Source organism: Sporosarcina sp. OR05 (assembly GCF_041414805.1).
GTDB lineage: Bacteria > Bacillota > Bacilli > Bacillales_A > Planococcaceae > Sporosarcina > Sporosarcina saromensis.
On the sequence record NZ_JANKJL010000004.1, the window covers coordinates 170,220 to 183,998 of the forward strand.

At 41.8% G+C, this 13,779-nt stretch carries 15 protein-coding genes; 11 read left to right on the plus strand and 4 right to left on the minus strand.

Going from position 1 to position 13,779, the window contains the following annotated elements; genetic code table 11:
- Positions 1-64 precede the first annotated feature (64 nt).
- From NRI27_RS09355 to NRI27_RS09375, 5 genes are all read left to right on the plus strand, one after another.
- Positions 65-1,639: an amidohydrolase gene (locus NRI27_RS09355; RefSeq protein WP_371390434.1), complete on the plus strand. Its 1,575-nt coding sequence runs from the start codon at positions 65-67 to the stop codon at positions 1,637-1,639.
- 41 nt (positions 1,640-1,680) lie between these two features.
- Positions 1,681-2,706, plus strand: a complete 1,026-nt coding sequence (locus tag NRI27_RS09360; protein WP_371390435.1) for a hypothetical protein — start codon at positions 1,681-1,683, stop codon at positions 2,704-2,706.
- Positions 2,707-2,796: 90 nt separating this feature from the next.
- A complete protein-coding gene (locus tag NRI27_RS09365; protein ID WP_371390436.1) occupies positions 2,797-2,952 on the plus strand; it encodes a hypothetical protein in 156 nt (51 codons plus the stop codon).
- A 21-nt stretch (positions 2,953-2,973) separates the two neighbouring features.
- Positions 2,974-3,186, plus strand: coding sequence for an RNHCP domain-containing protein (locus NRI27_RS09370; RefSeq protein WP_371390485.1), 213 nt, complete (start codon positions 2,974-2,976; stop codon positions 3,184-3,186).
- Between the two features lie 104 nt (positions 3,187-3,290).
- The gene (locus tag NRI27_RS09375) at positions 3,291-4,184 is read left to right on the plus strand and encodes a S16 family serine protease (protein ID WP_371390437.1); all 894 of its coding nucleotides are present in this window, start codon (positions 3,291-3,293) and stop codon (positions 4,182-4,184) included.
- A 164-nt stretch (positions 4,185-4,348) separates the two neighbouring features.
- On the opposite strand, the gene NRI27_RS09380 is transcribed toward NRI27_RS09375, so the two are convergent.
- The 3 genes from NRI27_RS09380 to NRI27_RS09390 all read right to left on the minus strand — a co-directional run bounded on the left by NRI27_RS09380 (position 4,349) and on the right by NRI27_RS09390 (position 7,239).
- On the minus strand, positions 4,349-5,959 hold the full coding sequence (locus NRI27_RS09380; RefSeq protein ID WP_371390438.1) for a DUF4179 domain-containing protein: 1,611 nt from the start codon (positions 5,957-5,959) through the stop codon (positions 4,349-4,351).
- Entirely contained in the window at positions 5,937-6,503 is a 567-nt protein-coding gene (locus NRI27_RS09385) for an RNA polymerase sigma factor (RefSeq protein WP_371390439.1), read from the minus strand. Before NRI27_RS09385 ends, NRI27_RS09380 begins: the two co-directional genes overlap by 23 nt.
- Before the next feature lie 301 nt (positions 6,504-6,804).
- Positions 6,805-7,239 carry a hypothetical protein gene (locus NRI27_RS09390; protein WP_371390440.1) on the minus strand — a complete coding sequence of 145 codons (435 nt, stop codon included), beginning with the start codon at positions 7,237-7,239 and terminating at the stop codon, positions 6,805-6,807.
- 194 nt (positions 7,240-7,433) lie between these two features.
- Here NRI27_RS09390 and NRI27_RS09395 point away from each other — a divergent pair, with 194 nt between their 5' ends.
- Both NRI27_RS09395 and NRI27_RS09400 read left to right on the plus strand, forming a co-directional pair.
- Positions 7,434-8,042, plus strand: coding sequence for a class I SAM-dependent methyltransferase (locus tag NRI27_RS09395; RefSeq protein WP_371390441.1), 609 nt, complete (start codon positions 7,434-7,436; stop codon positions 8,040-8,042).
- On the plus strand, positions 8,042-8,236 hold the full coding sequence (locus NRI27_RS09400) for a YwbE family protein (protein WP_317943600.1): 195 nt from the start codon (positions 8,042-8,044) through the stop codon (positions 8,234-8,236). The genes NRI27_RS09395 and NRI27_RS09400 overlap by 1 nt, the downstream gene beginning before the upstream one ends.
- A gap of 260 nt (positions 8,237-8,496) precedes the next feature.
- Here NRI27_RS09400 and NRI27_RS09405 read toward each other — a convergent pair whose 3' ends face one another.
- Positions 8,497-9,834, minus strand: a complete 1,338-nt coding sequence (locus tag NRI27_RS09405) for a uracil-xanthine permease family protein (protein ID WP_371390442.1) — start codon at positions 9,832-9,834, stop codon at positions 8,497-8,499.
- A gap of 187 nt (positions 9,835-10,021) precedes the next feature.
- On the opposite strand from NRI27_RS09405, the gene NRI27_RS09410 reads away from it, so the two are divergent.
- From NRI27_RS09410 to NRI27_RS09425, 4 genes are all read left to right on the plus strand, one after another.
- Positions 10,022-10,999: an aromatic ring-hydroxylating dioxygenase subunit alpha gene (locus NRI27_RS09410; protein WP_371390486.1), complete on the plus strand. Its 978-nt coding sequence runs from the start codon at positions 10,022-10,024 to the stop codon at positions 10,997-10,999.
- Positions 11,000-11,170: 171 nt separating this feature from the next.
- The gene (locus NRI27_RS09415) at positions 11,171-12,319 is read left to right on the plus strand and encodes a PstS family phosphate ABC transporter substrate-binding protein (RefSeq protein WP_371390443.1); all 1,149 of its coding nucleotides are present in this window, start codon (positions 11,171-11,173) and stop codon (positions 12,317-12,319) included.
- Between the two features lie 9 nt (positions 12,320-12,328).
- Positions 12,329-12,697 carry a DUF5412 family protein gene (locus NRI27_RS09420; protein ID WP_371390444.1) on the plus strand — a complete coding sequence of 123 codons (369 nt, stop codon included), beginning with the start codon at positions 12,329-12,331 and terminating at the stop codon, positions 12,695-12,697.
- Between the two features lie 18 nt (positions 12,698-12,715).
- Positions 12,716-13,720 (plus strand): NAD(P)H-dependent flavin oxidoreductase, encoded by a 1,005-nt coding sequence (locus NRI27_RS09425; RefSeq protein WP_371390445.1) that lies wholly within the window; start codon positions 12,716-12,718, stop codon positions 13,718-13,720.
- The last annotated feature ends 59 nt before the right edge of the window (positions 13,721-13,779 follow it).

A 13,779-nucleotide genomic window follows, 5' to 3' on the forward strand; every position in this document is an offset into this window, starting at 1 on the left:
TCAGTAGGATTGCTCAATGTTGCATGAAAGTTTAGAATAAAAGATGAGAAGAGGAGGCGTTTACATGAAGACAATGTGGCATAATGGCACGCTTTATACAATGGAAAGAGAAGGCGATACAGCTGAAGCGTTGCTAACAGAAGAAGGTAAAATACTAGCAGTTGGTACATATGAACAATTGAAGGACCAAGCAGATAAGACTGTCGATCTTAAAGGGGCAGTCTTGTACCCAGGATTCATTGACAATCATATGCATATGATTGGGCATGGACAAAAATTACTGAGCTTGGATTTGTCGAAAGCCACGTCTTCAGAAGAGATGATGGATATGTTAATGAAGGCATATACACAGTTGAGCGAGGAAGAGTGGTTCATTGGTGAAGGGTGGAATGAAAACAATTTCGCTGACCAAAAGATTTTTACGCGATGGGAATTGGACAAGGTGACGAAATCGCCGATGGTGTTGAAACGGACATGCCGGCATGCGGCGCTTGCCAATTCAAGAGCGTTAGAATTGGCTGGGATTACGAAAGACTCGCCTGATCCTGAAGATGGCGTTGTTGAGCGTGACGATAATGGTGAACCGACTGGGTTTTTAAAGGAAGGGCCAATGGATCGATTGTTGCAATTAATTCCACAGCCGTCTGAAGGAATGCTGACAGAAGCTTTGGCGAAATCTGTCGATGACTTGTTGTCACTAGGTTTGACAGGGGCTGTAACGGATGATTTAGGATATTATGGAGATTACTACAATCCATTACAAGCGTTTAAAAACGTAATTGGAGAACAAAAGAAATTCCGTGCGCATTTATTAAGAAGGTCGACGGTTTTTTCAAGGTTGATGGAGGAACATGCGACATATAATGAGCCATGGATCGATCCGGGGGAAATGAAATTCTTCATTGACGGATCGCTCGGAGCACGGACGGCATTATTGAGTGAACCATATGCCGATGTACCTGAAACGTCAGGCAATGCAGTCGTGACAGATGAGGAAATTGATGCGCTGGTTGCGACTGCAAGAAAGTATGGAGAAGCTGTAGCCATTCATTTGATTGGTGATAAAGCTGTTGAAAAAGCGTTGGACGCGATTGAAAAGTATCCTGTGCCTGAAGGGAAACGTGATCGACTCATACATGTGAATGTGTTGCGTGATGATTTGGTAGAGCGGATGAAGAAACTTCCTGTCGTTCTTGATATTCAGCCGGCATTTGTCCCGTCGGATTTCCCATGGGTAATGGATTGCTTACCAGAGAACCTTCATGACTGGGCGTATGCATGGAAACGGCTATTAGATGAAGGATTCATTTGCGGAGCGGGGTCGGATGCACCGATTGAGGAAGTTGACCCGCTACTAGGCATTTACGCAGCTGTAACGCGAAGAAAGCCTGGACAAACGCACGAAGGCTATTTGCCGAAAGAGAAGTTGAGTCGATTTGAAGCGGTCGGTTTATTCACAACGGGAAGTGCTGCGACCATCGGAAAAGAACATTCACGTGGGAAGCTAGCAGTCGGCTTTGATGCGGATTTTACTGTTTTAGATAAGGATTTGTTTAAAGTGGATGAAGAAGAGATGCTCGATATTGCTGTTGTCATGACGATTGTAGCAGGGGATGTTATGTATAATTCCCGTGGGTAATACCAGTTCTACTGATTCTATGCATAGGAGGAGGTTAGTAAATGAAGAGACTTTTACTAGGAACTGTGTGTGTGGCAGTAATTCTAGGAGGATGTATTGAAAAATCGAATGCAAATCAGTCAAATGAAAATCATACGGAAGAGATTAAGGAACTGAAGAAGCATATCGAGCAAATTAACTTGGAAAATGAAGAGCTATTAAAGACCGTTGAGGAGCAGAAAAAAGCGCTCGAATCAACGGAGGTGGAGCCCCCAAGTGATGCAAATAATGGTTCTGCTTTGATTAAAGCAACAAAAATTGAGAAGTATCCACAAACTCTCTATAAAGAAATGACCCTTGACATCGATAGGGATGGTGAGGAAGAAATTATCGAACTGTATGTGAATGCAGGAAAAATGGAGGATGGCCAATTTGCCTGGGATGATGGACAGAACTGGTTGCTCGTAGTGAAAGACGGGGAAAAAACCTATCCGCTTTTTGATGAGTATGTTCAGTTAGGGTCGATCGATTTCAGTACGGCAACTTTTGATGGGAAACCGGGAGTTGTTATGTTCATGGGGGAGCATGCAAATCGATCTTTCCAGAAATTCATATTCGATAAAAAAGAAGAGGGATATCAGAAAGCAACCTTTTATAAAAAAGAGAATATGGAGGATCACTATAATCAGCCTGCGTCCTATGCCTTTTTCAAGGATGCACACGAGTTGATGAGTACTGCTTTTACAACTAAGTTGGAAGAAGCGTTGGAAACCGGTGTGAATGGCCTTCAAGATTCGCAGAAGAGAAGTGCAGTCCTCGAGCCAATCTTAATAGACGTGGAAAATGCTCAGCGATTGTTCGATATAGTTAGGGAGCTGAATCCTAAGTTAAGTGTTTCTGTAGATAACGCGACGGCCTTGCTGTATCAAATGGTTACCAATCCTCCTACAGCTGAGCAATTGGATCAGTTAAAGTCAATTGGTGATGTGTTCAAGGATATTAGGAAAGAGAAATGGATTAATAAAGAAGAGAATCAGATTAATCCCAAGGTGATGGAAAAGCTTAAGGAAATAGGCTTCGATGTGTAAGATCTTGTGATATGTGATGTGGACAGTTTTTTTTTGCTGTAGCTACAGATCATGTGTGAAGTATCTTCAAGCAAAGATTGGAGGGGTTATGTGGCTATCTTAGTATGGATTTTTAGTATGCTAATTTTATATTTTGTCATCTATTTTGCGGTAAAGGATGGAATCGACAAGTCTGAGGTGGGTAAGTTGATTATAAAGAAGTATGGGGATCAGAAGATAGAAAGGGAAATGGATGACCGGTTTTGAGAGGGACCGGTACTATGAATAATTTATAGTTTTTATAAACGGGGTGATCGATCAAGCATTTGCAGCGGATTGATGAGACCGATTAGGTTAGATTATTCAGGTAAAAAAGGTTATCAAATTGTCCATGAATGCTTGAATTGTGGTAAATTACAAAGAAACAAGGTTGCTCGTGATACAGTTCAAGAAGATAACATTTTGAGCTTAATGACTACAACAGCATACTCACTCAACTAGATGTTTCTCAGCCTCCCGGTTTTTTAAGACTGTGGAGGCTTCTTGTATGAATAGGAAAAAGATAACTGGAATAATGTGAATAACGAATAGGAGAGGAAGAAGTTGTGTTAAAAAGTATTCTTTTAACAATTATATCCGTGCTTGTCTATTACTCGATTTTATTGTCACTCTACCTTTTTGATGTTATTTGGTCATTTGTTTTCTTAGTATTCTTGTTGTACGGCATCATAATAGTAGGTGTACTTTTTCTGGTTTTCTTTAAAAATACCAGCTTAAAGAGATCATTCGGTGCTTCTATTGTGTTGTTAAGTATATTGTTTGCCTATGAGTTTCTGCTACTCTTTGATATATCCGCACCAGCTTATTCTGTAAAGAATTACATCCCGCCACATGAGTCAATCGCTGGATCTGGAATTTATTCGGTCGGTATAGGTGAGATTGAATATGATAAAAAAGATAGTAAAGAGTTGATCCATACAGTACTGACTGAGCAAGGTGTGGACGTACTTTCTATTACTAAAATTGACAACATGATGATTTATGGTGTTAAAAATAGACAATTATTGAGCTGGTTACATCTCAGAAAAGAATATTCATCAAAGGAAATGGTGGAAACAGTGCAAGATTATTTAGTAAATGAAATGGATTGGGTATTGAATTGGGATAAAGAAGGAATTAGTGGCCATAGTGCAGGTCTCAGCTTAGCATTATCAGGGCTTTACAATAGAGGAGATTTTGAGAATCATATACCCATTGCCGTAACAGGTGGCATCAATAAGGATGGAAAAGTAACTAAAGTGGGAGGTATCAAAGAGAAACTTCAAATAATTGAAAAAGCCGAAATTTCCATTGCTTTGTTGCCCACTAAAAACAAGAGAGAGGCAGAGAAACTTCGGAAGGAAATGAAGTCAAAGGTTTCTATATTTTATGTTTCTGATGTAAAGGAAGCTCAAAGGAAAATTGAAGAATTAAATTTGAAACACAAGGCCGCTCAATAGTTTTAGCATCAACAATATTTGGAGTGGACATCTATAATCTAAAAATTAGCGATTCAAGTGATGGATCGGACTGGTAGATAGTTAGTAACCTGCATGAACAGAAACCCTTTCCCTGAAATGTATAAAGAGCAAGTAGCCTATTCAAATTGCTACTTGCTCTGTTTTTAATTTTGTTCCAGCAAAGGAACCTTCATTGCATTTTTAACCGGATAATATTGGGTCGTGGAAACAAGATGTAACGTCAATTGCTCAGGAACTTCTTCTAATCCTTCCAGTTCCAACTCAATCGTTGTTATGAAGCGACCGTTCTTATCTGTTTTATTCAAAACGGAGCCGCTCGGATTGCCTGGGTAGACGTTCCCTTTTTCATCAACCACTAACCAACTGCCGAGGTCGGAGGATTGAGCATCTTTGCCGCCTTCCAATGAAATGACGACAGAGGTCTCCTTTTGGATTGGATTAAGCGACTTTTTGAAGGAATACGCATTCTTCTTTTTGACCTTCGTAATCGTCAAGTGATTCCCTTTATAGTCAAATGATATCGGTTGTTTTTTTAATTCACTCGGTCGAACCGTCAGTGAGAAATTTGCAGGTTCTTTTTTATAAACACCATCCAGTACAAAGGATAAGTTGTCTTCTTTACTTGGAACAAATGAATCATTCCATACAGTCTTGCCAATCTCTGCCGTGTCTTCACCAGAACTTTGTAGCATACCAATTGTGTCTGCACCCATCGGGTTACTTGTGGCATAGATTGTTTGACCATCAGCGTTTTCAACATGGTACGCAATGGCACTGTCAACACCATAGACGAGAGAATCCAAATGTTTTGCGCCAAAATCTTTTTCAAATAGGTTTCGAGTTTGCTCACCAATTGCCAGTTCTTCTTGTGTAAAAGAGGTTTCATACATAAATTCAGTGGAGGAAGGTGCAATCTGAAGCTTTTTCAGATCGATCACAACACCAAGATGGCTAGGGATCGATTCATTCAAATCCACAGTTTTCGTCAGCTTTTGGGTTTCTTGCAAATCAACAGGTACTTCTAGCTGCCAGTTCCCTTTGACGCCATTCAACTCGACGAGGTCAAACGAAATCGTTAGCTTCTCCAAATCCTCTTGTCCGCGTAACGAAAACTCGACAATGCCATACGCACTACCTTCTTGCCATCCTGTGCCTAATCGATTCAGTGCATTTCCATGCTGGTCAACTGCTGTAATCGCATTGTCCGATTCAGCTAATTCCAAATACGTATCCTGGGGCTTGCCATCCTTCAACACTTGGTATGAAAGCGTTACTCTGGAAGAATCGGCAATGACATCTTCCACTTTTAAGGTGAGTCCTTGGTCCTCGACTGCTAAGTCAACCCGTTTTGTCAGTCCAGCCTCTGCGGCAACTTGTAATCCTTCATCTACTTGGTTCGATGAGAACATGCCTCCGATGAGTTGAGCGAAACTTGGATTGAAAGTCGCACTGAGTCCGACGGCAAAAACGATTCCTGCAGCGGTCAGCATGACACGTTTCCATGGTGTGGAACGGCGAGGTTTCTGCTGTTTTGGATACGGCTCAAGCTCATCCAAGACAAGTGAATTGAAATTGTCTGGCAAGGTAGGCATTTGCAATGTATCTTTGATAAATTGCTGTTCTTTTTGAAAGGCCTTAGCAACTTCAGCACATGCAACACACGAATGAATATGTCTTTTTACGTCCTCTTGCTCCTCATTCCCTAACAAATTATCCACGTATTGAGAAATTTTATCCACCGTTGGACAGTTCATGAAAATAGCCTCCTTCACGTTTTACGGTTTCTCTCATTTTTTTCTTTGCTCGATGTAATTTATTACGTACGGTTGATAGAGGAACGTTCATAATCTCACTAATTTCCTCGTAGTTCATTTCATTTACATACCGAAGAAGAATGATTAGACGTTCATCACTAGGTAAAGTAGCAACCAATCGCTCTAACTGCCGGCTTTTCTCGTTTTTCAAGAAAATGATTTCCGGATGATTTGGATTGACCACTTTCTCTTCGTCTACTTCAACTTGCACTGTGGAATACTGCTTCTTACGAAATGCATCCATACAGTGGTTGATAGCAACCCGATAGAGCCAGCTTGCAAATGGACCATCTGCTTTGTATTTGTCGAGATTGCGATATACTTTTATGAAAGCATCTTGCACAAAATCTTGTGCATCTTGTGGATTTCTCGTCATCCGTAAAACGGTTGCGTACAATTGATTTTTATATTTGTTGATAATGTGTGTATAGGCTTCTTTATCACCAGCCAACACTTGTTGGATCCACAGCTGTTCCTCGTCCATAGTGACCTCCTTGCTAAAACGAACATGCGCATGTGTCGTTTTGTCTTTCATTCAGTATAACGGGTTGAGTGGAGGAATAATTTCATGTAACAGCATTTTATTGGTGGATTTGTTGAGCAATTGGATAGTTAAAGGTGTTTAGGAAGAAAGAAGGGTCTTGACCGGAGGGGTATTCGTTTAGACAAACAGAGCCCATAGTCGATAAATCAGACTACGGACTCTGTTTGTCTGTGCGTCAAAGCTTACATCCAACTTGCAAGCATTCGACAAGCTAGGCAAGTAATAGGAAGCCTTCTTAGTATTATACTGAATTCAGTTTAATGAATCGACGTATCATCCAGGCAACCGTCAGGCTGAATACCAAATGACTAGCTGTCCAATAGAACCACGCCATACCATCATTTGCAGCAGGTGGCCGGTCCGTAAAAAGTGTCAGGAAATACAGGATACCACTGCCCGCTGTATAAACGGTCACGTAGGGCCAACTACTATATTGCTTGCCCCAAAAGGATAAAATGGAATAGAGGCCGACCACGCTAGCGATACAAAAGACAAAATGAAAGGCGATCCCGAATAAGTAGCTGTCTTTAAATACATGGATAATAGGGAAGTACTCTACGTTATAGAGTAAAATGTAAGCTTCATTTCCGGTTAGAGAATAAATGATCTGCATAATCATCGCTAAAACTGCACCGCTTACAATTCCTATCCCGATTAATTGTAAAAATGTCTTCATCCATTCATCTCCTTTCAAGGCGTTTTGTCTTTTCATTCCCAGATCTACAAAAGGTGAAACAGCAGGACCCCCTCGTACATGAAAATCATAGGATTGTTGCAAGTGTAGATTGCCCAATGAAAATCGTTGACGCCTTAGCATCTAACTTCAATATGATAAACTTAACGAAAATGGCTGAAAGGAGTAGATGACGCATGACAAACACATGGCATGAACGTTTTTCAGGAGAGGAATACATCTATGGCAAAGAGCCAAATGAATTCATTGCGGGGGCTGCGCACATCTTGCAACAGGGAAAAGTGCTTTGTATCGCAGAAGGGGAAGGGCGAAACGCAGTTTACTTGGCATCCCTCGGCCACGACGTAGCTACATGGGATTACGCACAGGCGGGCCTGGATAAAACCGAACGTTTGGCGAATGAAAAAGGGGTATCCGTCCAAACCGAACTTCGCGATTTGGCAGATGTGGAGTGGGAGGCAGAACAATGGGATGCTATCGTCCACGTATTCGGCCACTTGCCAAAAGATGTGATGGAGCGGACGATAAAAGGAATCCAAAAATCACTTAAACGTGGCGGCTATTATATAAGCGAGTTATACACGAAAGAACAGCTATGCTATCAAACAGGCGGCCCGAAAGATGAGACAATGCTTGTGGAACCTGTAGAACTACTCAACCAGTTCAATAACTATTTTACAAAGCACTTCTATGTCGGAGAAGTGAATCGAGAAGAAGGACAACTGCACACAGGCATCGCCCACGTCGTGCAGTGTATTTTTCAAAAGAGAGAGGAAGACAACTAATGGACGGAAGAAATCGAAGTGATGTACAACCAGGCGTAAAAGTGAACGTCATCCTGAAAAAAGACCAACGGACAGGTGTAAAAACAGAAGGCATCGTGAAAGATTTACTCACAAACTCCAGCTACCATCCACATGGCATTAAAGTACGACTTGAAGACGGACAAGTCGGCAGAGTGTGTGAGATCTTGAAGTAAGTTGGAGAGGTGCAAGTGCCTGTTCGTTTAATCGCGTTCAGGCATTGCCACTCTAGAATAGCGATAAGCCCGCGTTCATGCTTACGCAAATACATGTAGTCGCTAAGTAAACAGAGTTCGTTCGTCGCATAAGACTTTCGCAATAAACAAGCCCCTTCCCGCTCAAAGATGAGCCGCCCGCTCCGAAATACCGACTATCACCATTTAAACCTAAAAACCGGTGAGAACATTGCCCTCACCGGTTAACAATTAACACTCACTTACCCAGAAGTCACTTCCGAATCATCGGCAACCTCTTTATTCGCTGGAATGAGCAAATTCAACAGCACCGTCGCAATTGCACCAACTGTAATTCCAGAAGAAAGGATGTAGTTTGCCCAATCTGGAACAGTAGCGAGCACTTCTTTCGGAAGTACAGTAACAGCAATTGTCAACAAAATCGGAATCCCGATGACCATCATGTTGCGGTCGTCAATAATAATCGGCTGAATGACTTTCATGCCGTTCGTTACAATCGCTACACAGACGATACCGAAAATCCCGTTAATGACCGGTTCAGGTATGCACGTAATGAGTGTAGATAACTTCGGTACAAGGCCAAGGCATACGAGAATTCCACCACTCACCATAATGACGGACCTGCTGGCAACGCCGGTAATCGCAAGCAACCCTGCGTTTGAAGAGTAGCCTGTCATTGGTGTGCTTCCAACAAGTGCTCCGGCGAAACAACCGAGTCCTTCTCCAACAGATGCACGGTTTAACCGTTTTTCATCTAATTCCTCACCAGTTACAGAGGAAACGACAAACCAAGTACCTGTCGTTTCTATTAAAATAATTAAATAGACAAAGATCATTGAAATGATGGCACCCATGTCAAAGACCGGTTTTCCGAAAGGTAGCAACGTTGGTAAAGAGAACCACGCAGCATCTTTTACCGGACTAAAATCGACTGTACCAAAAAACATCGCGGTAATAATGCCGCCAATAATTGCAAGAATAACAGAAACAATACGGAAAAAGGTACCGACTGCACCGAGCCTACGACCAAGTAACATACAAACGATGACAATACTTGCAGACACAGATGCAATAATAATGTTGTCCCCAATATTTCCTTCAGCGATAAAAATATTGTTCAAGCCAATCGGCATTAATGCAATTCCAACAATGATGATAACTGTTCCACCGACCAATGGTGGTATGACTCTTCGAACTGCTTTGGCAAACCATTTTAATGGATATCCAAGCAAAGCTATTAAGATAGCTCCGGGAATAAGACTGCCTGCAATCGCGCCCAGTCCAAGTTTTCCTCCAATCGCGGCGATCGCTCCGACAGGTACGTAAGATGGCCCTTGTACGACCGGCATCTTGATGCCTGCACCCGTTTGAATAAGTGTTGCGATACCTGTTGCTAAAAAGCACATTTGAATAAAAAATGCTGTGTTTTCGACGGTTAATGAAAGAAGTCCTGCAATGATAATTGGCGCAATATAAAGGTCCATTGCCAACACGTGCTGTAATCCGAGAATAAACGCTTTTGGTGGACTCACTTTTTCATTCACACCAATAATAATGCCGTTTGCTTTGTTCTTATTCACAACGATTTCCCCGCTTCTTCGTGGATTTGTTACTTTTCAATTGGATTATATATAATAAACGCTCGTTTGTATATAAAAACCGAATAATTAACTTAGAAAAAAATCATTCGTTCGTGTTTTCGGGTTGACGGTCGTATATGTTATTCGGTAAACTAAGAACAAGGAATACACGTCAGGAGGAAATGACATCATGATAGAGGATCACGTATTGTTGGAAGACTGGCTCGTTGCTTGCCGTTCCGAAGATGTGAAAGATAAACCGATTCAAGTGAAGTTAATGGGGGAACGCCTTGCGATTTTCCGCAACAGTAAAGGCGTTCATGCTTTCAGGGACTTATGTATCCATAGAGGGGCTGCGTTGTCGTTAGGTGAAGTGAAAAACGATTGTCTTGTTTGTCCTTATCATGCATGGGAATATGACGATGAAGGCAAGTGTGTCCACATTCCACAATTGCCAGAAGGACGAGCGATTCCTAAGAAAGCAAAAGCATCATCATACAGCTGTATGGAAAAATACGGGCTGATTTGGGTGAACTTTGCTGGGAATGAACCTGCTATTTTTGATTACAAACCGATGGCTAATGCTGAATATCGTAATGTCATCTGGGGCCCACAAGAAGTGTTTGCCAAGCCACCTCGAATCATTGAAAACTTCCTAGATGTTGGTCATCTTGCAGTCGTGCATGAAGGGTACTTAGGTACAGAATCGCATCGAGAAGTAATGGACTACAAAGTTAATAAAGAAGGAAAGCGTATCTTTTCTGATGAGATTGCGATTTTCCAACCGGATCCAGATGGTTCGGGCATTCCGAAATATGTGTACTATACGTATGAAATCCACAGCCCATTCACAGTGAGCTTTACGAAAAGGGATAAAGAAAATGATACATTAATGACGATTTTATTAACGGTTCGTCCAATAGATGACGAGCGTTCTGTCGCGTACGGAATATTATCATTTAATTATGAAACAGGCTTAACGGACGAAGCAATCATTGCATTCCAAGATGAAATCTTTGCACAAGATAAGCCAATTGTTGAAAATCAAAAGCCGGAAGAACTACCACTTGATTTGCAAGTTGAATTGTCACTTGTTTGCGATCGTATGAGTATTGCTTATAGACAATATTTAAAAGAACTTGGTGTGAAAATGGGAACGGCATAAATTAATCGTTACGGTATCGTTCAGCGACAAGCTGTTCGGTGCCGTTTTTTTATATTCATTCAAAGCGATCACGCGTATTTTAGATGTCCTATATTATTCTTGCTGATAAAAACAAATATTCTAAAATGTGCTATTCTAATAGAAAGAACATTACTACAGGGAGGCTAGAGATTGAAAACCTTTTGGGCAATCTTATCAGTTGCATTCATCATGGCAATCGTATTCCCACTAGTTGCTATTATTGTATTCATCACCTATCTTTCAGAAGCTCGCTATTTATTTCCTTTGGTGATCGCTGCATATATATCACTCGGAGGCTTCCTTGTCATGGCTCGTTTTGAGTTGCACCGATTCAAGAAATATTTTTTCATCGGTGCTGGCGCTGTCTTTGTTGTTGTATTGCTGTTTGCTACACCAGATATTTACGACAAAACGCGGCAAGTCATTGGCGATGGTTCGCTTGAAGTGGAGGAGTATAAGCCATTTCAAAAAAAGACAAAAGCAGTGGCACTTGCTGAACCTGCAACATTAAAGATCGAGGATGATTTACCGGTCATAGATGGTGCAACGGCCCTGTACCCATTCTATTCCGCATTCGCACAGGCAGTTTATCCAGAAAAGGATTATGCAGTACATGGCAGTGAAGTGATGTCAAACAGGACGGGGCAAGCTTACACAAATCTGATCAATGGGACGGCAGATATCATTTTCGTCCTCGGTCCATCTGCGGAACAACTAAAGCAGGCTGAGAATAGTGGAAAAGAATTAACGTTGACGCCAATTGGGAAGGAAGCCTTTGTGTTCTTTGTAAATGCGAAAAACCCGGTTACATCATTAACAGTAGATGAAATCAAAGGAATCTATGCTGGAGAAATCACAAATTGGCAAGAGGTTGGTGGGGAAAATGATGAAATTCGCGCATTCCAGAGACCTGAAAACAGTGGGAGTCAAACAGCACTTCAGAATTTTATGGGCACAACGCCAATTATGGATCCTCCAACTGAGAATATTGCCTCGCTGATGGGAACGGTTATTGGGGAAGTGGCTGACTATAAAAACCACAATAATGCGATTGGCTACACGTTCAGGTATTACTCCACCCAAATGGTGAAGAACAATAACATTCGCCTGCTGCATGTTAACGGTATTGAACCGACTTTTGACACGATCCGGTCAGGTGACTATCCAATAACAAACGAGTTTTATGCGGTCACTGCAGGTAGTGAAAATCCTCACGTCAAAGCATTCTTAGAATGGGTCTTGTCTAAGCAAGGACAGGAAATTATCGAAAAAACAGGATATGTACCGATTAAGAAATGAGGTAAAAGGGTGAAATACTGTTTTAAAGTAACAGCGATTTTAGTTGGTATTGTAGTAGCAATTGTCATTACTTTGTTTTGGATATTGAATTACTTTATTTATCAACACGAGCCAAAAGGAGAACTGTTGAACGAAACGGTTTCGCCAACTGGAGATTACACAGTGAACATGTATGTTATAAGAGGGAATGCGACAGTAGCGAATTCGCTTCGTGGAGAAGTTATTGATCATACGAATAAAGACAAGAAGAAAACGATTTATAAAGCCAATCGTGAAGAAGATGCGGATGTCGAGTGGCTAGATGACTTTATTGTATCCATCAATGGGATTCAACTAGACGTTAGAAACGACTCCTATGATTGGCGAAAGAATAAATGAACGAAGGAGGCTTATCCGATGAATTTTACAGAAAGCGTACAAATCGATCACCCCATCATCCAAGCACCGATGGCGGGTGTGACGACACCTGAATTTGTCGCGGCCAGTGCGAATGCAGGAGTCTTAGGTTCAATCGGTGCGGGTTATTTATCAGCAGAAGCTACGAGAGAGTTTATTCAACACGTTCGGAAACTGACAGATAAACCGTTCGCTGTGAATTTGTTTGTACCTGAAGAAATGAATATGGATGAAAAACTTGTACGTCGAGCATATGAACAGTTGCAACCAATTGGAGAGCAGCTCGGTATGCCCTCTTGGGAGACGTCGTTTTCTGCACCGTGTTTTGACGAGCAAGTCCAAGTCGTTATTGAAGAAGGCGTTCCGGTCTGTTCGTTCACGTTTGGTCTACCGAGTGAAGATAATGTCCGAAAATTGAAAGCGAATCATGTGTTTCTGATTGGCACCGCTACGTCTGTCGAAGAAGCGGTTCTCGCTGAAAAGTGTGGGATGGATGCGGTTGTCGTCCAGGGCAAAGAAGCCGGTGGGCATCGTGGTTCATTCATCGGGGAAGCGCTCATCCCTCTTAAAGAATTGGTCACGGATGTAGTTGAACAAGTTCAAATCCCAGTTATTGCAGCTGGCGGAATTGCCGATAAAGAGCAGATGAAAAGCATGATCGATTTAGGGGCACAAGCGGTACAAATCGGGACAGCATTACTCGCTACGAAAGAGAGCGGTGCGCATCCACTCTATAAACAGGCGGTATTACAAGCAAGTGAAGGATGTACAGAATTGACGAAAGCGTTCTCGGGGAAATCCGCAAGAGGCATTCGCAATCCATTTATTATAGAGATGAAGGATAAGCCAATCGCTCCTTATCCGATTCAGAACGATTTGACGAAGAAAATCCGGAGCGAAGCAGCTGCACAAAACCGTCCGGAATTCATGTCGATGTGGGCAGGGGAACGTGTGCATGAAACGGAGGGTGGATCAATTAGTGAAATAATAAGTGAATTTGTTTGAGACTTAAAAGATTAGAAAGTTAGCTTTTAACAATCGAATTATGTGCTGAATTTGAAAGG

Coding starts and splice junctions, on each gene's coding strand:
- NRI27_RS09400 (WP_317943600.1), top strand. CDS start 8,042: ATGGACGGAAGAAATCGAAGTGATGTACAACCAGGCGTAAAAGTGAAC.
- NRI27_RS09390 (WP_371390440.1), bottom strand. CDS start 7,239: ATGAAGACATTTTTACAATTAATCGGGATAGGAATTGTAAGCGGTGCA.
- NRI27_RS09395 (WP_371390441.1), top strand. CDS start 7,434: ATGACAAACACATGGCATGAACGTTTTTCAGGAGAGGAATACATCTAT.
- NRI27_RS09355 (WP_371390434.1), top strand. CDS start 65: ATGAAGACAATGTGGCATAATGGCACGCTTTATACAATGGAAAGAGAA.
- NRI27_RS09425 (WP_371390445.1), top strand. CDS start 12,716: ATGAATTTTACAGAAAGCGTACAAATCGATCACCCCATCATCCAAGCA.
- NRI27_RS09380 (WP_371390438.1), bottom strand. CDS start 5,959: ATGAACTGTCCAACGGTGGATAAAATTTCTCAATACGTGGATAATTTG.
- NRI27_RS09360 (WP_371390435.1), top strand. CDS start 1,681: ATGAAGAGACTTTTACTAGGAACTGTGTGTGTGGCAGTAATTCTAGGA.
- NRI27_RS09385 (WP_371390439.1), bottom strand. CDS start 6,503: ATGGACGAGGAACAGCTGTGGATCCAACAAGTGTTGGCTGGTGATAAA.